Source organism: Mycobacterium tuberculosis H37Rv (genome assembly GCF_000195955.2).
Taxonomy (GTDB): Bacteria; Actinomycetota; Actinomycetes; order Mycobacteriales; family Mycobacteriaceae; genus Mycobacterium; species Mycobacterium tuberculosis.
The window spans coordinates 2,858,726-2,877,021 of the sequence record NC_000962.3 but is presented as its reverse complement, the minus strand read 5'-3'; the positions used below and the strand labels follow the sequence as shown (position 1 = coordinate 2,877,021).

Genomic DNA, 18,296 nt, shown 5'->3' with positions numbered 1-18,296 from the left:
AATGGATTGGCAGGTTGGCGCGCCCCCACCGTAGGCTGGGACGGGTGGATACCGATGTGCTGGATGTGGACACCGCGCGTCGCCGCATTGTCGATCTCACCGACGCCGTGCGCGCCTTCTGCACCGCCCATGATGATGGCCTGTGCAACGTGTTCGTCCCGCACGCTACGGCCGGCGTTGCGATTATCGAGACCGGCGCCGGTTCCGACGAGGATCTGGTGGACACGCTGGTGCGGTTGTTGCCGCGCGACGACCGCTACCGGCACGCGCACGGGTCCTACGGTCACGGCGCCGACCACTTGTTACCGGCTTTTGTTGCGCCGTCGGTGACGGTGCCGGTCTCGGGGGGCCAGCCCCTGCTGGGCACCTGGCAAAGCATCGTTCTGGTCGACCTCAACCAGGACAATCCGCGGCGGTCGGTGCGATTGAGCTTTGTGGAAGGCTGAGCGGGCCGAATTGGGCCGTCGGACAGCCTTCTCATAATCCGGCGAATAGGCTGGTAATGGACTTAACCACGGATCAAGGAAGAACGTAGAGTGCAGACACACGAGATCAGGAAGCGGTTCCTCGATCATTTCGTGAAGGCGGGCCACACCGAGGTGCCCAGCGCCTCGGTGATCCTCGACGACCCCAACCTGTTGTTCGTCAACGCCGGGATGGTCCAGTTCGTGCCTTTCTTCTTGGGACAGCGCACGCCGCCGTACCCGACGGCCACCAGCATCCAGAAGTGCATCCGTACCCCCGATATCGACGAGGTGGGCATAACCACCCGGCACAACACGTTTTTTCAGATGGCCGGCAATTTCAGCTTCGGCGACTATTTCAAACGCGGGGCCATTGAACTGGCCTGGGCACTGCTGACCAACAGCCTCGCCGCCGGCGGCTACGGCCTGGACCCGGAAAGAATCTGGACGACAGTCTATTTCGACGACGACGAAGCTGTCCGGCTATGGCAGGAGGTTGCCGGGCTGCCGGCGGAGCGAATCCAGCGCCGCGGCATGGCCGACAACTACTGGTCGATGGGCATTCCCGGACCGTGCGGGCCGTCATCGGAGATCTATTACGACCGCGGACCCGAATTCGGTCCCGCAGGCGGTCCCATCGTCAGCGAAGACCGCTACCTCGAGGTCTGGAACCTGGTGTTCATGCAGAACGAGCGCGGAGAGGGAACCACCAAGGAGGACTACCAGATCCTCGGGCCGCTGCCCCGCAAGAACATCGACACCGGCATGGGCGTCGAGCGGATCGCGCTGGTGCTGCAAGACGTGCACAACGTCTACGAGACCGACCTGCTCAGGCCGGTCATCGATACCGTGGCCAGGGTCGCCGCGCGTGCCTACGACGTCGGCAACCACGAAGACGACGTGCGGTACCGCATCATCGCAGACCACAGCCGCACCGCCGCGATCCTGATCGGTGACGGCGTCAGCCCCGGCAACGACGGTCGCGGTTATGTGCTGCGCCGGCTGCTGCGTCGGGTGATCCGCTCCGCCAAGCTGCTGGGCATCGACGCTGCGATCGTTGGCGACCTGATGGCCACGGTGCGCAACGCGATGGGCCCGTCATATCCCGAACTCGTCGCCGACTTCGAGCGGATCAGCCGGATCGCGGTCGCCGAGGAGACGGCGTTCAACCGCACGCTGGCGTCGGGTTCCAGGCTGTTCGAGGAGGTGGCTAGCTCCACCAAGAAATCCGGAGCCACCGTGCTGTCCGGATCGGACGCTTTCACGTTGCATGACACCTACGGGTTCCCGATCGAGCTCACGCTGGAGATGGCGGCCGAAACCGGTCTGCAGGTAGACGAAATCGGGTTCCGTGAGCTGATGGCCGAGCAGCGCCGCCGTGCCAAGGCCGACGCCGCCGCGCGCAAACACGCGCATGCTGACCTGAGCGCCTACCGCGAGCTGGTTGACGCCGGCGCCACCGAGTTCACCGGATTCGACGAGTTGCGTTCCCAGGCGCGGATTCTGGGCATCTTCGTCGACGGTAAGCGGGTTCCGGTGGTGGCGCACGGTGTAGCCGGCGGAGCCGGGGAAGGGCAGCGTGTCGAACTTGTCTTAGATCGCACCCCGCTCTACGCCGAATCGGGTGGGCAGATCGCCGATGAGGGCACCATCAGCGGAACCGGTTCCAGCGAAGCTGCCCGGGCCGCGGTTACCGACGTGCAGAAGATCGCCAAAACGCTTTGGGTGCACCGAGTCAACGTGGAATCCGGGGAATTCGTCGAGGGTGACACCGTAATCGCGGCGGTGGATCCCGGGTGGCGCCGGGGTGCCACGCAGGGCCACTCGGGCACCCACATGGTGCATGCCGCGCTGCGACAAGTGCTGGGGCCCAACGCGGTTCAGGCGGGATCGCTGAACCGGCCGGGATATTTGCGCTTCGACTTTAACTGGCAGGGTCCGTTGACCGACGACCAGCGCACCCAGGTCGAAGAGGTCACCAACGAGGCCGTGCAAGCGGACTTCGAGGTGCGCACGTTCACCGAACAGCTCGACAAGGCCAAGGCGATGGGTGCCATCGCGCTGTTCGGCGAGAGCTACCCCGACGAAGTGCGGGTGGTGGAGATGGGTGGACCGTTCTCGCTGGAGCTATGTGGCGGCACCCATGTGAGCAACACGGCGCAGATCGGTCCCGTGACGATCCTGGGCGAGTCGTCGATCGGCTCCGGGGTGCGCCGGGTGGAGGCCTACGTGGGGTTGGATTCGTTTCGTCACCTGGCCAAGGAGCGTGCGTTGATGGCCGGGTTGGCCTCGTCACTGAAGGTGCCGTCCGAAGAGGTACCGGCCCGGGTGGCCAATCTAGTGGAGCGCCTGCGGGCCGCCGAGAAGGAACTCGAACGTGTCCGGATGGCCAGCGCCCGGGCAGCCGCCACCAATGCCGCCGCCGGGGCTCAGCGGATCGGTAACGTCCGTTTGGTGGCGCAGCGAATGTCCGGCGGGATGACCGCGGCAGACCTGCGGTCGTTGATCGGCGACATCCGCGGCAAGCTGGGTAGCGAGCCGGCGGTGGTGGCGCTGATTGCCGAGGGCGAAAGCCAAACTGTGCCGTATGCGGTCGCGGCCAATCCCGCTGCCCAGGACCTCGGAATCCGTGCCAACGACCTGGTCAAACAACTTGCGGTGGCGGTCGAAGGCCGCGGTGGCGGTAAGGCGGACCTGGCGCAGGGCTCGGGAAAGAATCCGACCGGTATCGACGCCGCGCTCGACGCGGTCCGCTCCGAGATCGCCGTGATAGCGCGGGTCGGTTGAGTGGTCCCAGCACAGCACCGCCCGCCCGACCGGCCCGGCGATCCAGCGCACGACCCTGGACGGGGACGACGCCTCGGTATCGACGTGGGCGCCGCGCGTATCGGCGTGGCTTGCAGCGACCCGGACGCGATCTTGGCCACCCCGGTGGAAACGGTGCGCCGCGATCGTTCCGGCAAGCACCTGCGCAGGCTGGCTGCGCTGGCCGCCGAGTTGGAGGCGGTCGAGGTGATCGTCGGGCTCCCGCGCACGCTGGCCGACCGCATCGGCCGCTCGGCCCAAGACGCAATCGAACTGGCCGAGGCGCTGGCACGCCGTGTTTCTCCTACGCCGGTGCGGCTGGCCGACGAGCGGCTCACCACGGTCAGTGCTCAACGATCTTTGCGGCAGGCGGGGGTGCGGGCCTCCGAGCAGCGTGCGGTGATCGACCAAGCGGCCGCAGTGGCAATACTGCAGAGCTGGCTGGATGAACGTCTCGCGGCGATGGCCGGGACTCAAGAAGGCTCCGATGCCTGACGGTGGCCACCGCCACCGCGCCCAGCCGGTGTCGGTAAGACCGAACCGGCACCGCAGGACCCGAGTCAGCCGCGCTCAGCGCCGACACGCCCAACAAATCCGCCGGCGACGGCGCGTCGCCGGCGGATTTGCCCTGAGCCTGCTCGTCGTGGTGGTGGTGGTGGCCGTCGTCGTCGGCGCCAAGTTGTGGCAGACCATGTTGGGCTTCGGTAACGACTACACCGGTCCCGGCAAGCGAGACATCGTGATTCAGATCAGGGCCGGTGACTCGACCACGGCGGTCGGGGAGACGCTGCTCAAACACGGTGTAGTGGCCACCGTCCGAGCATTCGTCGATGCCGCGCACGGCAACACCGCGATTTCCTCGATCCAACCCGGGTTCTATCGGATGCGAACCGAGATTTCGGCGGCTTCCGCTGTCGCGCGGCTTACCGATCCGCACAACCGGGTGGGGAAGTTGGTCATACCGGAAGGGCGTCAGCTCGACGACACCACCGACATGAAGACCAACGTGGTGAATCCTGGCATATTCGCGCTGATCTCCCGTGCCACCTGTGTGGATCTCGACGGTACCCAACGCTGCGTCTCGGTGGCCGACCTCCGCGCGGCGGCGAGCAGGAGCACGCCGACGATGCTGTCAGTGCCGCGCTGGGCGGTTGGGCCGGTGATGGAGCTGGGCACTGACCATCGCCGGATCGAGGGGCTGATCGCACCGGGGACCTTCAACATCGACCCGTCGGCATCGGCTGAAACCATCTTGGCGACCTTGATCAGCGCCGGCGCCGTGGAGTACATGAAATCCGGGTTGGTAGACACCGCAAAGTCGCTGGGCCTGTCGCCCTATGACATTCTCGTGGTGGCCTCGCTGGTGCAGCAGGAAGCCAACACCCAGGATTTCCCGAAGGTGGCCCGGGTCATCTACAACCGGCTGCACGAACACCGCACGTTGGAGTTCGACTCGACCGTGAACTATCCGCTGGATCGCCGTGAGGTGGCCACCAGCGACACCGACCGTGCCCAGCGCACACCGTGGAACACCTACATGGCCCAGGGGCTGCCGGCCACCGCGATCTGTTCGCCCGGCGTCGACGCGCTGCGCGCCGCCGAGCATCCAGTACCTGGCGACTGGCTGTACTTCGTCACCATCGATTCCCAGGGCACGACGCTGTTCACCAGGGACTATCAGCAGCATCTGGCGAACATCGAGCTGGCCAAACACAACGGTGTCCTCGACAGCGCGCGATGAGCGAAGGTCCCAAAAAAGCCGGCGTGCTTGGTTCGCCGATCGCGCATTCCCGCTCCCCGCAGCTGCACCTGGCCGCCTACCGGGCGTTGGGGCTGCACGACTGGACCTATGAGCGCATCGAATGCGGTGCGGCCGAGTTGCCCGTCGTGGTCGGTGGTTTCGGACCGGAGTGGGTCGGTGTTTCGGTGACCATGCCGGGCAAGTTCGCCGCCCTGCGGTTCGCCGACGAGCGCACCGCACGCGCGGACCTTGTCGGTTCGGCCAACACCCTGGTTCGGACGCCGCATGGCTGGCGGGCCGACAACACCGACATCGACGGGGTGGCCGGGGCGTTGGGGGCGGCTGCTGGACACGCGCTGGTGCTGGGGTCCGGGGGGACCGCACCGGCGGCCGTGGTGGGGCTGGCCGAACTCGGGGTCACCGACATCACCGTGGTGGCGCGCAACTCGGACAAGGCGGCCCGGCTGGTGGACCTGGGCACACGGGTCGGCGTGGCGACCCGGTTCTGCGCGTTCGACAGCGGTGGGTTGGCCGATGCGGTGGCCGCCGCGGAAGTGCTGGTCAGCACCATTCCAGCGGAGGTGGCCGCGGGGTATGCCGGCACCTTGGCCGCGATCCCGGTGCTGTTGGACGCCATCTACGATCCGTGGCCCACACCGCTGGCCGCCGCGGTCGGATCGGCGGGCGGGCGGGTGATCAGCGGGCTGCAGATGTTGCTGCATCAGGCGTTCGCGCAGGTGGAGCAGTTCACCGGGCTACCCGCCCCCCGCGAAGCGATGACTTGCGCGCTGGCCGCGTTGGACTAGCGTGCCCCAGCATGCTGGCGGCGGCGGTGTTGGCCTGGATGGGAGTGTTGTGCGTTTGCGACGTCCGGCAGCGCCGGCTACCCAACTGGCTCACCCTGCCCGGGGCGGGGGTGATCCTGCTCTTCGCGGGCCTTGCCGGCCGCGGTGTGCCGGCGCTGGCCGGGGCGGCCGCCTTGGCCGGGGTGTACCTGCTGGTGCACCTGGCTTTGCCCGCCGCGATGGGCGCCGGTGACGTCAAGCTGGCGATCGGTCTGGGCGGGCTGACCGGCTGCTTCGGGGTCGAGGTGTGGTTTCTGGCGGCGCTGGCCGCGCCGCTGCTGACCGCGGTGTGCGGCGTGATGGTGACGCCATGGGGTGTCCGCACCCTGCCGCACGGGCCGTCGATGTGTGTGGCCAGCCTGGGGGCGGTGGGGTTGGCGCTGCTGGGCTGAGATTGGCGCGATATCAGTGTAGACCAGAGGTCGTTTGACAACGAATCTTGGCTTAGCGCAACCTGATTCGTTCAGAGGACAGCTTGGACCGTCGCCGTCGAGGCGGCGTTGCCGCATGCTTGCTCGTAACGGGAGTTTCATGTCGGTCACCGCGCGCCGGGCTCGAACGTGAGCGATCTTGCATGGGAACCATGGCGAACTCAGCGGCTGATTACGACGCGCGTAAAGGGGCGGACACTCGCTTCGCCCCTGTACAGAAGTCAGCACTGTCATCGCTTTGGCCAGTCGCCTAGTCGGGCGGCGGCAGTTTCGGCGGGCACACTTCATCCAGGTCACCACGGCGGCGAGTTCAACAAACTCGGCAGCCAGCGGCAAGCATCCGATTCTCGGCTACCGATGTATACAGCATTATGCTAGTGGCGTATATTTGCCATGTGAAAAGGCTGCAGATCTACATCGACGAAGACGTTGACCGAGCGCTTGCTGTTGAAGCGCGACGGCGGCGGACGTCGAAGGCGGCGCTGATCCGGGAGTACGTCGCTGAGCACCTCCGGCAGCCGGGCCCAGATCCGGTCGATGCCTTCGTCGGATCGTTCGTGGGGGAAGCCGACTTGTCCGCGTCCGTCGACGACGTGGTTTACGGAAAGCACGAATGATCTTCGTCGACACGTCCTTCTGGGCTGCACTTGGCAACGCCGGCGACGCTCGGCACGGCACCGCGAAGAGGTTGTGGGCCAGCAAACCGCCCGTGGTGATGACCTCCAACCATGTCCTGGGCGAGACCTGGACGCTGCTCAACCGGCGCTGCGGTCACCGCGCGGCGGTTGCCGCCGCTGCAATCCGCTTGAGCACCGTCGTTCGCGTCGAGCACGTAACAGCCGACCTGGAAGAGCAGGCATGGGAATGGCTTGTACGCCACGACGAGCGAGAGTACTCGTTCGTCGATGCCACGAGCTTCGCGGTGATGCGAAAGAAAGGCATCCAAAATGCGTATGCCTTCGATGGTGACTTCAGCGCGGCCGGATTTGTCGAGGTAAGACCCGAGTAGAGCCGAGCCCCGCTCAGCCCTGCTTATCCGACGTGCACCCAATGCCGGTGTCCGCCCGGGACAGGGCTGCGTTGCGTTGAATCGCGGTAGGATTCGCTCGTGCTGCCCGAGAACCTCGAACAACGGGTCACCGCGCTGGAATCCCAAGTGCGTGAGCTGGCTGACCGCGTGCGGGCCAGCGAACAGGATGCCGCCGCCGCTCGCGTGCTAGCCGGCGCGGCCGATCGCGATGTCACGGAGTTCGTTGGCGAGTTCCGCGACTTCCGGCGAGCTACAATCGGTAGCTTCAACGCCCTGCGAGAAGATTTCACCGCCCTGCGGGAAGAGATGACCGAACGTTTCAGTCACGTAGAAGAACGTTTTAGTCGAGTCGACGACGGATTCACCGAGATGCGAGGCAAGCTGGACGGGGCCGCCGCCGGCCAACAGCGCATCGTCGAGCTCATCGAACAACTCATCGCCGACCAAGGCTGATGCCCCAGGGAGTGCTCAGTACGGCGGCTGCAGATCCGGGAACATCGGGAAGTGGCGCACATTGGTGGTGAGCAGGTCGGCGTCGACCACAATGGCGGTCGCAGCGATCAGGTAGTCCACGTCGTCGATACCGCGGTGGCTGGACCGGTATCGACGGGCGAGTCGTCCGCCGATCCGGGCAATGTCCTCGGTCACCAGGGTCCACACCACTGCCGAGAAGAAGGCCTCGAGCGCCGCGAGTTCGCTTTCCCGCACACCGGCGAGGAGTTCGAATCGGACCAGCTCGCTGGCCGCGATCTCCTCACCGTTGTTTATCAGTTCGGCGAGCAGCACGGCTGCCGCGGGTTCGCCGCGAAGGTGGTCGACCGCGATGGTGGTGTCGATCAGCTTCACGCCAGACCGAGCCGAGCAAGTCGTTCGTTGAGGTCGCCCCGAATGGCGTCGACATACTCGGTGCCGGTGAAGTCCCGTCCTCGCCACGAGCCACGGCTGTGGTCGAGCGCGGCGAGCCGTTCCTGCTTGGATCCAGTCCCGTAGGCACGGTGAATTGCGCGTCGGATGAGTTCGGACCGCGATGCGCCACTCGCCTTGGCGGCACGATCGAGCAGCTCAAGCTCCTCTTTGCCCAGGGTCACCTGAGTCCGCATGACATCACCATACATCCAGTGATGGCGCCTATCAGCGGTTAAAGGGTCCCGCGCGGCACGATCCACTCCGTAGGTTGGCCGGTGATGGCGGCGACCCGGTCATAGTTCTCGTCGTAATGCCACACGATGGTGCCTGAAAGTTCGGCCGCCGCGGCGATGACAAGATCGGCGATCTTCACGCTGCGGTGATGCAGACCGGCGACGTGGGCAAGCTCACGCTGGACTTGGCATGCGCGCGTAAAGGTTTCGGCACCGACTGGTATACGGGCCAAGCCGTCGAGTTCGTCGGCGAGCGCGTCGTAGTCGGTAGCGGAGTTCGCCGAGTACAGGATCTCCAACCGCACGTGGTCGCAGATGCCGATCTGGTCCGCGGACAAGGCCGCCAACCATCGGCGCGCAACTTCCGGCCGCGCCGCGTGATGCCACGCGCTGGTGTCGACGCAGAACACCATCACCGCGCGGGACGCGTCTGGGCAAGCAGCGCCTCGGACCGATCGATGCCGGCACCCGAGGCGATTCGCGCGGCGAGCCGAGTGCGCGCCGACTAGCGCACCGCGGCTCGCAAAGCGGCATCGACCCTGTCCTTCAGCCCGGTGGTACCGAGCGCCGCTTGCGCGCGGGCCAGCAGTATGTCATCGATGTCGATCGTTGTACGCCGAGACATGGAGCAAACATATAGGTATTCGATACTGAGATATATGCATTGGAGCGTTTGCGCCCGAAATAACGCCGTCGTGTGCCCGAGATCGCGAGCCCGCCTGCGCGTGGGCAGGATCACCGGCAGGTGACCCTGGATCACGCCAGCAACGATGGTGGTGCTCACGGGGTTGGCGTCGAGGTCGTCGGCCAAATGGGTGGTTCGGGGGGGAGTTGTCCGGCCGGCAGGTCGAGCACCTTCTGCAACAGAAAACAGTCGCCGGTGATGTTAAGTGTGGCGAATTTGATTTGGCCCAGGTTGAATTCGTAGCCGTTGCCCTGCACGTCGTAGTCGCGTTTGGCCGATTCGTTAAACAGCGACGACTCGGTGGTCACACCGTACTTGGCGGCTTCCTCTCGCACGATATTGGCGGCAATCTTGAAGTCTTCCGCCGAGAATGTGCTACCGAAGTCAACCGGTTTGGCCATCGGCCGCCGGGCGATATCGGCACTGAGTTCCTTACACAACGATCCATTTCTATAGAAGTCTTGGCCGTAGGAGTCGTCGTTGAATTTCCAGGTTTGGCCCGGGATGGCCGCACTGACGCGGTCGGCGATGATCTGGGCGGTGGCGGTGAGGCGTTCCCGGGCGGCCTCGTAGGAGCCTTTGTGGCGCATGCTGTCGATGAGCTGGATCTTCTGCTCGCCGGTCAGGTGCGGTGATTTGTCGGGGTTTTGGCCCATTGTGCAGCCACCTATCAGGGCGGTTGATATGCCGATCATGGTCAGCGCGACGATGCGCTGCCACCGTGGGAGCGTTCGGGGAATCGGTTGTGGTGCGATCAATGTGGCGTCGAGGTCGTTGGCCAGATGGGTGGTTCCGGGGGGAGTTGTCCGGCCGGCAGGTCGAGCACCTTCTGCAACAGAAAACAATCGCCGGTGATGTTAAGTGTGGCGAATTTGATTTGCAGGAGTCGGAATTCGTAGCCGTTGCCCTGCACGTCGTAGTCGCGCTTGGCCGATTCGTTAAATAGCGACGACTCGGTGGTCGCACCGTACTTGGCGGCTTCCTCCCGCACGATATTGGCGGCAATCTTGAAGTCCTCGGCCGAGAACGTGGCGCCGAACATTACGCTGTTGGCGATCGGCCGCCGCGCGATATCCGCGGTGAGCTTGTCGCACAGTGCTCCGTTTCGGTCAGACTGTTGTATGTTGGGATCGTCGTCGAATTTCCAGGTTTGGCCCGGGATGGCCGCACTGACGCGGTCGGCGATGATCCGGGCGGTGGCGGTTAGGCGCTCCCGGGCGGCCTCGTAGGAGCCCTTGTTGCGCATGCTGTCGATGAGCTGGATCTTCTGCTCGCCGGTCAGGCGCCGTGATGTGTCAGGGTTGTGATCCATGGTGCAGCCACCTATCAGGGCGGTTGATATGCCGATCATGGTCAGCGCGACGATGCGCTGCCACCGCGGGAGCGTTCGGGAAATCGGTTGTGGTGCGATCACTGCTGTGGGCTTTCGCGCACCGCCAGATCGGGCCGGTTGAGCAGGATGGTCGCCAGGTTGTAGCCGGTCATCCGTTGCAGCGGGTCTTGGCCGTATTGCGAGTGCCCGCTGGCGGCGGTCTTGTGATCACCCAGCGGAGTGGATCCCGCGTCGGTCTGCAGATGGGTGAAGCGGTAGCGGTCCGGGGATCCGGCGATGATCTCGTTGGGGTCTGATCCCCACCCGTGCAGGGGTGCCTTGGCGGCCTACAGTGCCGATGGTGTCGGCGCCGTCTGATCCCCACCCGTGCAGGGGTGCCAGGCGCGCCGGATACCGGATGGGGTCATCGGGTGTGGTCATCACGAAGAAGTTGTGGTCGTTCATGCCCAGCTTGGCCGGTGAGGTCGCGTCAAACCCCGGCGAGCCATACAGCACCGCATTGTCGACCAGTGAACTGGCGCCATCCTTCAACGCGATCCCCGACAGCAACGACCCGTAGGAATGCCCGAACAACGCCGTCGTGTGACCCGGATTGTGCGATCCCGCCTGCAGATCCCGCAAAAACGCCTCCAACTTCGGAGCGCCGGCCTGCGCGAGATCGTCATCAACGGTGTTCCACGACGCGAGCACCGGCGGCGGCTGATACCCCACCCACGCTATGGTCGCCACATTCTCACTTTCACCCACGCTGTGGGCGATCACTCTCGCTTCTTCTCGTAGCCCACGGGTTTCTTGGGTCATGGTGGCGATGGTCTGACGGGTGGTTCCCGACACCCCGGGGACCGTCACCGACACGTGATCGGCGGTGAACGGATCGCCGACCGCGGTGACCGCCGGGATCATGTCGGCGGGGTCGTCCGGCCTGGCCACATAGATCAAATGCGAGTCGGGCACCCTCAGCGCCTCTTGGATGGCCGCGATGTCGGCCAGCCGGTCGGTTTTCACCTGCCCGTCGGGCAGCCGGCTGTACTCCGCCAGCATGTCTTGCAGCAGGGCGCGATTGGCCGCGTCGATCGCGTCGATGTCGCCGGAGGACATGCCCCCGGGGGCTCCCGGTGGCGGGGCCTGGCGGAAATCCACCGCCTGCACCCCATCCTCGGCCGGGGTGTCGACCCCGGGCACGTCTTCGAACGCCAGCTCATCGAGGCCTTGGGTGGCGGCGCTGACCCGGGTCGCGATATCGCGGTCGGTGGCCAGCAGCGCGCCCACCCGATGCCGGATAAAGTCGGCGTGCCCCTGGGCTTGGCCCAGACGCGCCGCCCGCTGCTGGCGTGAGCCACCCGTGGAGCGGTCGGTGACCGTGTAATCCTCACCGACGGCAAACCCGTCCCGGCGGGCGTCGCTGACAGCGTCCAGCACCGCCCGCCGGTTGGCCTCCAGCTGGTCTTCCCCCGGCCGGCGACGGCGGCGGCGTCATGCAGCCGGTCCACCGCGCGACCGATCGTCACCACGTCGACGGTCGACCGGTAGTGGGCGCGGGCCGCGGCCTGGCCCTCCCAGTCGGTGCCGCCGGGTCGGCGCATCGAATCGCGCACCTCGGCTAAGGCGCGCTCCCACCGCGTGGCCAGCCGCCGCCAGTGGGCGGCGGCCTCGCTCAGATGCGCAAAGCTCGTCGACTGCACCGCCGACAGCGGCGGCAGCCCCGACGTAGCCATCAGTGGGTCCCCCACGGGCGTACCGCCCCCAGGGCGGCCGCCGCTGCGGTGTCCTGGCCCGCGTACCGGCGGGCGGCCTGCCCCAGCGCGGCGGCGGTGGCCCGCATTCGGGCGCTCACAGCCGCGGCGGCCGCACCCGCGCGGGCATGCGCGGCGTTCACCGCGACCGCGTTGGCCTGCCACGACAACACCGCCCCCGACGGCGCGACCGCGGCCGACAATTCGCCGGCCAGGGTCGCGCACCGCCCGGCCAGCGCCTGCAAACCATCGGCTGTGACCCGCAGCCGGGCCCGGGTGCCGCCAGCCACTTCCACGCCAGGGATGCTAGCGGGGCATCCGGGGGGCCGCACATCACCGCGATCGCACGGAGTGGGTGCGTTGACGTGCGGTGGCCGCCGGCGGCGCATGGGAAGATGGTCAGGTGTTGCGCTGGATCACCGCGGGGGAGTCACACGGCCGCGCCTTGGTGGCCGTGGTCGAAGGCATGGTCGCCGGCGTGCACGTCACCTCGGCCGACATCGCCGACCAGCTGGCCCGACGCCGGCTGGGCTACGGCCGCGGCGCACGGATGACGTTCGAGCGCGACGCGGTGACCGTGCTGTCCGGGATACGCCACGGCAGCACCCTGGGCGGGCCCATCGCCATCGAGATCGGCAACACCGAATGGCCCAAATGGGAGACCGTGATGGCCGCCGACCCGGTCGACCCCGCCGAGCTGGCCGACGTCGCACGCAACGCCCCGCTCACCCGGCCGCGGCCGGGCCACGCCGACTACGCGGGCATGCTCAAATACGGCTTCGACGACGCGCGGCCGGTGCTGGAGCGGGCCAGCGCCCGCGAGACCGCCGCCCGGGTCGCGGCGGGCACGGTCGCACGGGCATTCCTGAGGCAGGCGCTGGGTGTCGAGGTGCTCTCCCACGTCATCTCGATCGGCGCGTCGGCACCCTACGAGGGTCCGCCGCCGCGGGCCGAGGACCTACCCGCCATCGACGCCAGCCCGGTACGCGCCTACGACAAGGCCGCCGAGGCGGACATGATCGCCCAAATCGAGGCGGCCAAGAAAGACGGCGACACCCTCGGCGGCGTGGTGGAGGCGGTCGCGCTGGGCCTGCCGGTGGGGCTGGGGTCGTTCACCAGCGGCGACCATCGGCTCGACAGCCAGCTGGCCGCCGCCGTCATGGGCATCCAGGCGATCAAGGGCGTGGAGATCGGCGACGGATTCCAGACCGCGCGCCGCCGCGGCAGCCGCGCCCACGACGAGATGTACCCCGGGCCCGACGGCGTCGTCCGCTCCACCAACCGGGCCGGGGGGCTGGAAGGCGGGATGACCAACGGGCAGCCGCTGCGGGTGCGTGCGGCGATGAAGCCGATCTCCACGGTGCCGCGCGCGCTGGCCACCGTCGACCTGGCGACCGGCGATGAGGCCGTCGCCATCCATCAGCGCTCGGATGTGTGCGCGGTGCCGGCGGCCGGGGTCGTGGTGGAGACCATGGTGGCGTTGGTGCTGGCCCGGGCGGCGCTGGAAAAATTCGGCGGGGATTCGCTGGCCGAAACCCAGCGCAACATCGCCGCCTACCAGCGCAGCGTCGCCGACCGCGAAGCACCGGCCGCGCGGGTCTCCGGTTAACAGATGGCACCCAAAGCGGTTCTCGTCGGCCTGCCGGGCTCCGGCAAGTCCACCATCGGGCGCCGGCTGGCCAAGGCGCTCGGGGTCGGCCTGCTCGACACCGACGTCGCGATCGAGCAGCGGACCGGACGCAGCATCGCCGACATCTTCGCCACCGACGGGGAGCAGGAGTTCCGACGTATCGAGGAGGACGTGGTGCGCGCGGCACTGGCCGACCACGACGGTGTGCTGTCGCTCGGCGGCGGCGCGGTGACCAGCCCCGGTGTGCGCGCGGCGCTGGCCGGCCACACCGTCGTCTACCTGGAGATCAGCGCCGCCGAGGGCGTGCGCCGCACCGGCGGCAACACCGTGCGCCCACTGCTGGCCGGCCCCGACCGCGCCGAAAAATACCGCGCGCTGATGGCCAAGCGGGCACCGCTGTACCGGCGCGTCGCGACCATGCGAGTGGACACCAATCGCCGCAACCCCGGGGCGGTGGTCCGCCATATCCTGTCGCGGCTGCAGGTTCCCAGCCCCAGCGAGGCGGCCACATGACCGATATCGGCGCACCCGTGACCGTGCAGGTGGCCGTCGATCCGCCATACCCGGTGGTCATCGGTACCGGCCTGCTCGACGAGCTGGAAGACCTGCTGGCCGACCGGCACAAGGTCGCCGTCGTGCATCAGCCCGGACTAGCCGAGACCGCGGAAGAGATCCGAAAGCGCTTGGCCGGCAAGGGCGTCGACGCGCACCGCATCGAGATCCCCGACGCCGAGGCCGGCAAGGACCTGCCCGTCGTGGGATTCATCTGGGAGGTGTTGGGCCGCATCGGAATCGGCCGCAAAGACGCCCTGGTCAGCCTCGGCGGCGGGGCCGCCACCGACGTCGCCGGGTTCGCGGCGGCCACCTGGCTGCGCGGCGTCTCGATTGTGCACCTGCCCACCACACTGCTGGGCATGGTCGATGCGGCCGTCGGCGGCAAGACCGGCATCAACACCGACGCCGGCAAGAACCTGGTCGGGGCGTTTCATCAGCCGTTGGCGGTCCTGGTGGACCTGGCGACGCTGCAAACCTTGCCACGCGACGAAATGATCTGCGGCATGGCCGAAGTGGTCAAGGCCGGCTTCATCGCCGACCCGGTGATCCTGGATCTCATCGAAGCTGACCCGCAGGCCGCACTCGACCCGGCCGGCGACGTGCTGCCCGAGCTGATCCGGCGCGCGATCACCGTCAAGGCCGAGGTGGTCGCCGCCGACGAAAAGGAATCCGAGCTGCGCGAAATCCTCAACTACGGCCACACATTAGGCCACGCGATCGAGCGCCGGGAACGCTACCGGTGGCGCCACGGCGCCGCCGTGTCGGTGGGGCTGGTGTTCGCGGCCGAGCTGGCCAGGCTTGCCGGGCGGCTCGACGACGCGACCGCGCAGCGCCACCGCACCATCCTGTCCTCGTTGGGATTGCCGGTCAGCTACGACCCGGACGCGCTGCCCCAGCTGCTGGAAATCATGGCCGGCGACAAGAAGACTCGGGCGGGTGTGTTGCGGTTCGTGGTGCTCGACGGATTGGCCAAGCCGGGCCGAATGGTGGGACCGGACCCCGGTCTGCTGGTAACCGCCTACGCCGGAGTTTGCGCCCCATGAGCGAACTGATCGTGAACGTGATCAACGGCCCCAACCTGGGCCGGTTGGGCCGGCGCGAGCCCGCCGTCTATGGCGGCACCACCCACGACGAGCTGGTCGCTCTGATCGAGCGTGAGGCCGCCGAGCTCGGACTCAAAGCCGTTGTGCGGCAAAGTGATAGCGAAGCCCAGCTGCTGGACTGGATTCATCAGGCCGCCGATGCGGCCGAACCCGTGATCCTCAACGCCGGCGGTCTGACGCACACGTCGGTGGCACTGCGCGATGCCTGCGCGGAGCTGAGCGCTCCGCTGATCGAGGTGCATATCTCCAACGTGCATGCGCGTGAGGAGTTCCGCCGCCACTCCTACCTCAGCCCCATCGCGACCGGGGTGATCGTCGGGCTCGGCATCCAGGGCTACCTGCTGGCCCTGCGGTACCTAGCTGAGCATGTCGGGACGTGAGGGTTAATCCTTCTTGGGCTCGTCGCCGGGCTTGGTCTGGTCCGCCTCGGTGTCGGTGCGGATAACCTCGGTGGGTGTATCGCTTTCGGTGGTGCGGATCACCTCGGTGGGTGCCTCACGTTCGACCGTGGCGACGGCCGCGGTTTGTGCCTCAGGCTGCGCGACCTGCATCTCCCCGGTCGGACTGTCGTCGGCGCGAACGGCGGAGAATACATCGGTGTCGGCGGCCCGCTCGTGTTCAGCGGCAAGCCCGTGGTGTCGCACCGGTGCCTTCGCCAGCTGCCGGTCCACCAGCCACCGGCCCACGGCTACCCCGACGATCCCGACCAGAAAGACGATGAGCGCGGTGAAGGCCGCGAACGTGGTCAGCTCGTTGATTGGGCCCCCGGTGTAGATCGCTTTGTAGAACAGCGAAATGAGCCAGGCCACCGCGCCGCTGAGCGCGCCGGCTACCAGGCCGGCCAACAGCCAGGTCATGGCCAGGTCTTGGCGGCGGTCGGGGTCAGGGCTCGCCTTGGCGTCGGCGCGCCCGTCCATCACACCCCACACCACCCCTCCGATCGCGAAGAGCAGCAGTAGCACCAGGCTGATCAGCCCGGACAGCATCTGCCACGCGTTGATCAATGCCCCCTGGAACAGGCGGAGAACCACCATCGCGGCGGCGAACGCCAACCCGCGCAGCATCCAGTTAGTCATGGGCATTCAGCGTAGCGAGTACCGTCAAGGGTCGTGACACATTCCCAGCGTCGAGACAAGCTGAAAGCACAAATCGCTGCCTCCGGGTTGGATGCGATGCTGATCAGCGACCTGATAAACGTGCGATATCTATCAGGCTTCAGCGGGTCCAACGGCGCATTGCTGGTGTTCGCCGATGAGCGCGATGCCGTGTTGGCCACCGACGGCCGGTACCGCACTCAGGCCGCCTCGCAAGCGCCCGACCTCGAAGTGGCTATCGAGCGCGCGGTCGGGCGCTACCTGGCCGGCCGGGCCGGCGAGGCCGGCGTGGGAAAGCTGGGCTTCGAGAGCCACGTGGTCACGGTGGACGGCCTGGACGCCTTGGCGGGCGCGCTGGAGGGCAAGAACACCGAGTTGGTGCGGGCATCCGGAACTGTGGAGTCACTGCGCGAGGTTAAAGACGCCGGCGAGCTGGCGCTGCTGCGACTAGCCTGCGAAGCAGCCGATGCCGCGCTGACCGACTTGGTGGCCCGCGGCGGCCTGCGGCCGGGCCGAACCGAACGGCAGGTGAGCCGCGAGCTGGAGGCCCTGATGCTCGATCATGGCGCTGACGCGGTGTCATTCGAGACGATCGTGGCTGCCGGGGCCAATTCGGCGATCCCGCACCACCGGCCGACCGACGCGGTGCTGCAGGTCGGCGATTTCGTGAAGATCGACTTCGGCGCCCTGGTCGCCGGGTACCACTCCGATATGACCCGCACCTTCGTGTTGGGCAAGGCCGCCGACTGGCAGCTAGAGATCTATCAGCTGGTGGCCGAGGCGCAACAGGCCGGTCGGCAGGCGTTGCTGCCGGGTGCCGAGCTGCGGGGGGTGGACGCTGCAGCGCGCCAGCTGATCGCCGACGCCGGCTACGGCGAGCACTTCGGTCACGGACTGGGACACGGTGTTGGCCTGCAGATACATGAAGCGCCGGGCATCGGGGTCACATCCGCCGGTACACTACTGGCGGGCTCCGTGGTGACCGTGGAGCCCGGTGTCTATTTACCCGGCCGCGGCGGTGTCCGCATCGAGGACACATTGGTAGTGGCTGGCGGGACGCCGAAAATGCCTGAAACCGCCGGGCAGACCCCGGAATTGTTGACCCGGTTCCCCAAAGAACTGGCCATTCTGTAGGAGACCCACGTGGCGACCACTGCTGACTTCAAGAACGGGCTGGTCCTGGTAATCGACGGCCAGCTGTGGACAATCACCGAGTTCCAGCACGTCAAACCGGGCAAGGGTCCGGCGTTCGTGCGCACCAAGTTGAAGAACGTGCTCTCGGGCAAGGTCGTCGACAAGACGTTCAACGCCGGGGTGAAGGTGGACACCGCCACCGTCGACCGGCGCGATACCACCTACCTTTACCGCGACGGCTCGGACTTCGTGTTCATGGACAGCCAAGACTACGAGCAGCACCCGCTGCCGGAGGCCCTGGTCGGGGACGCGGCACGGTTCCTGCTGGAGGGCATGCCGGTGCAGGTGGCGTTCCACAACGGCGTGCCGCTATACATCGAGCTGCCGGTGACCGTCGAGCTCGAGGTCACTCACACCGAGCCCGGCTTGCAGGGCGACCGGTCCAGCGCGGGCACCAAGCCGGCCACCCTTCAGACCGGAGCCCAGATCAACGTGCCGCTGTTCATCAATACCGGAGACAAACTAAAGGTGGATTCGCGCGACGGTAGCTACCTGGGCCGGGTCAACGCCTGAC

At 67.0% G+C, this 18,296-nt stretch carries 24 protein-coding genes; 15 read left to right on the top strand and 9 right to left on the bottom strand.

What is annotated here, in order from left to right; all coding sequences use genetic code 11:
- The first annotated feature begins 56 nt into the window (after positions 1-56).
- The 9 genes from Rv2556c (at position 57) to Rv2548A (ending at position 7,769) form a co-directional block, all read left to right on the top strand.
- Positions 57-446 (top strand): hypothetical protein, encoded by a 390-nt coding sequence (locus Rv2556c; protein NP_217072.1) that lies wholly within the window; start codon positions 57-59, stop codon positions 444-446.
- Positions 447-536: 90 nt separating this feature from the next.
- Positions 537-3,251: an alanine--tRNA ligase gene (gene alaS, locus Rv2555c; protein ID NP_217071.1), complete on the top strand. Its 2,715-nt coding sequence runs from the start codon at positions 537-539 to the stop codon at positions 3,249-3,251.
- Entirely contained in the window at positions 3,252-3,764 is a 513-nt protein-coding gene (locus Rv2554c) for a Holliday junction resolvase (RefSeq protein ID NP_217070.1), read from the top strand.
- Positions 3,757-5,010: a membrane protein gene (locus tag Rv2553c; protein ID NP_217069.1), complete on the top strand. Its 1,254-nt coding sequence runs from the start codon at positions 3,757-3,759 to the stop codon at positions 5,008-5,010. Before Rv2554c ends, Rv2553c begins: the two co-directional genes overlap by 8 nt.
- Positions 5,007-5,816, top strand: coding sequence for a shikimate 5-dehydrogenase (gene aroE, locus Rv2552c; RefSeq protein NP_217068.1), 810 nt, complete (start codon positions 5,007-5,009; stop codon positions 5,814-5,816). The genes Rv2553c and aroE overlap by 4 nt, the downstream gene beginning before the upstream one ends.
- A gap of 11 nt (positions 5,817-5,827) precedes the next feature.
- Positions 5,828-6,247: a hypothetical protein gene (locus tag Rv2551c; protein ID NP_217067.1), complete on the top strand. Its 420-nt coding sequence runs from the start codon at positions 5,828-5,830 to the stop codon at positions 6,245-6,247.
- 410 nt (positions 6,248-6,657) lie between these two features.
- The gene (gene vapB20 / locus Rv2550c; protein NP_217066.1) at positions 6,658-6,903 is read left to right on the top strand and encodes an antitoxin VapB20; all 246 of its coding nucleotides are present in this window, start codon (positions 6,658-6,660) and stop codon (positions 6,901-6,903) included.
- Positions 6,900-7,295, top strand: coding sequence for a ribonuclease VapC20 (gene vapC20, locus Rv2549c; RefSeq protein ID NP_217065.1), 396 nt, complete (start codon positions 6,900-6,902; stop codon positions 7,293-7,295). The genes vapB20 and vapC20 overlap by 4 nt, the downstream gene beginning before the upstream one ends.
- Before the next feature lie 99 nt (positions 7,296-7,394).
- Positions 7,395-7,769 (top strand): hypothetical protein, encoded by a 375-nt coding sequence (locus tag Rv2548A; RefSeq protein ID YP_004837057.1) that lies wholly within the window; start codon positions 7,395-7,397, stop codon positions 7,767-7,769.
- Positions 7,770-7,784: 15 nt separating this feature from the next.
- Here the strand turns inward: Rv2548A and vapC19 are convergent, their stop codons facing one another.
- The 8 genes from vapC19 to Rv2541 all read right to left on the bottom strand — a co-directional run bounded on the left by vapC19 (position 7,785) and on the right by Rv2541 (position 12,595).
- Positions 7,785-8,162: a ribonuclease VapC19 gene (gene vapC19 / locus Rv2548; protein NP_217064.1), complete on the bottom strand. Its 378-nt coding sequence runs from the start codon at positions 8,160-8,162 to the stop codon at positions 7,785-7,787.
- On the bottom strand, positions 8,159-8,416 hold the full coding sequence (gene vapB19 / locus Rv2547; protein ID NP_217063.1) for an antitoxin VapB19: 258 nt from the start codon (positions 8,414-8,416) through the stop codon (positions 8,159-8,161). Before vapB19 ends, vapC19 begins: the two co-directional genes overlap by 4 nt.
- A gap of 38 nt (positions 8,417-8,454) precedes the next feature.
- The gene (vapC18, locus tag Rv2546; protein ID NP_217062.1) at positions 8,455-8,868 is read right to left on the bottom strand and encodes a ribonuclease VapC18; all 414 of its coding nucleotides are present in this window, start codon (positions 8,866-8,868) and stop codon (positions 8,455-8,457) included.
- A 92-nt stretch (positions 8,869-8,960) separates the two neighbouring features.
- Entirely contained in the window at positions 8,961-9,239 is a 279-nt protein-coding gene (gene vapB18 / locus Rv2545; RefSeq protein ID NP_217061.1) for an antitoxin VapB18, read from the bottom strand.
- Entirely contained in the window at positions 9,236-9,898 is a 663-nt protein-coding gene (gene lppB, locus Rv2544) for a lipoprotein LppB (protein NP_217060.1), read from the bottom strand. The genes vapB18 and lppB overlap by 4 nt, the downstream gene beginning before the upstream one ends.
- Entirely contained in the window at positions 9,895-10,554 is a 660-nt protein-coding gene (gene lppA / locus Rv2543) for a lipoprotein LppA (RefSeq protein NP_217059.1), read from the bottom strand. Before lppA ends, lppB begins: the two co-directional genes overlap by 4 nt.
- Before the next feature lie 126 nt (positions 10,555-10,680).
- On the bottom strand, positions 10,681-11,892 hold the full coding sequence (locus Rv2542; RefSeq protein ID NP_217058.1) for a hypothetical protein: 1,212 nt from the start codon (positions 11,890-11,892) through the stop codon (positions 10,681-10,683).
- Between the two features lie 295 nt (positions 11,893-12,187).
- Positions 12,188-12,595 (bottom strand): hypothetical protein, encoded by a 408-nt coding sequence (locus Rv2541; RefSeq protein ID NP_217057.1) that lies wholly within the window; start codon positions 12,593-12,595, stop codon positions 12,188-12,190.
- Positions 12,596-12,609: 14 nt separating this feature from the next.
- Between Rv2541 and aroF the strand changes: the two genes are divergently transcribed.
- Genes aroF through aroD form a run of 4 tightly spaced genes read left to right on the top strand, consistent with a single transcriptional unit; the run spans position 12,610 to position 15,874 of the window.
- Entirely contained in the window at positions 12,610-13,815 is a 1,206-nt protein-coding gene (aroF, locus tag Rv2540c; RefSeq protein NP_217056.1) for a chorismate synthase, read from the top strand.
- 3 nt (positions 13,816-13,818) lie between these two features.
- Complete coding sequence (aroK, locus tag Rv2539c) at positions 13,819-14,349, top strand: shikimate kinase (protein ID NP_217055.1); 531 nt, start codon at positions 13,819-13,821, stop codon at positions 14,347-14,349.
- Positions 14,346-15,434, top strand: coding sequence for a 3-dehydroquinate synthase (gene aroB / locus Rv2538c; RefSeq protein ID NP_217054.1), 1,089 nt, complete (start codon positions 14,346-14,348; stop codon positions 15,432-15,434). Before aroK ends, aroB begins: the two co-directional genes overlap by 4 nt.
- Entirely contained in the window at positions 15,431-15,874 is a 444-nt protein-coding gene (gene aroD / locus Rv2537c; RefSeq protein NP_217053.1) for a 3-dehydroquinate dehydratase, read from the top strand. Before aroB ends, aroD begins: the two co-directional genes overlap by 4 nt.
- A 3-nt stretch (positions 15,875-15,877) precedes the next feature.
- Here the strand turns inward: aroD and Rv2536 are convergent, their stop codons facing one another.
- Entirely contained in the window at positions 15,878-16,570 is a 693-nt protein-coding gene (locus Rv2536; RefSeq protein NP_217052.1) for a transmembrane protein, read from the bottom strand.
- Positions 16,571-16,603: 33 nt separating this feature from the next.
- Between Rv2536 and pepQ the strand changes: the two genes are divergently transcribed.
- Together pepQ and efp are read left to right on the top strand one after the other, a co-directional pair.
- Positions 16,604-17,722: a cytoplasmic peptidase PepQ gene (gene pepQ, locus Rv2535c; RefSeq protein NP_217051.1), complete on the top strand. Its 1,119-nt coding sequence runs from the start codon at positions 16,604-16,606 to the stop codon at positions 17,720-17,722.
- Positions 17,723-17,731: 9 nt separating this feature from the next.
- Positions 17,732-18,295, top strand: coding sequence for an elongation factor P (gene efp / locus Rv2534c; protein ID NP_217050.1), 564 nt, complete (start codon positions 17,732-17,734; stop codon positions 18,293-18,295).
- The last annotated feature ends 1 nt before the right edge of the window (position 18,296 follow it).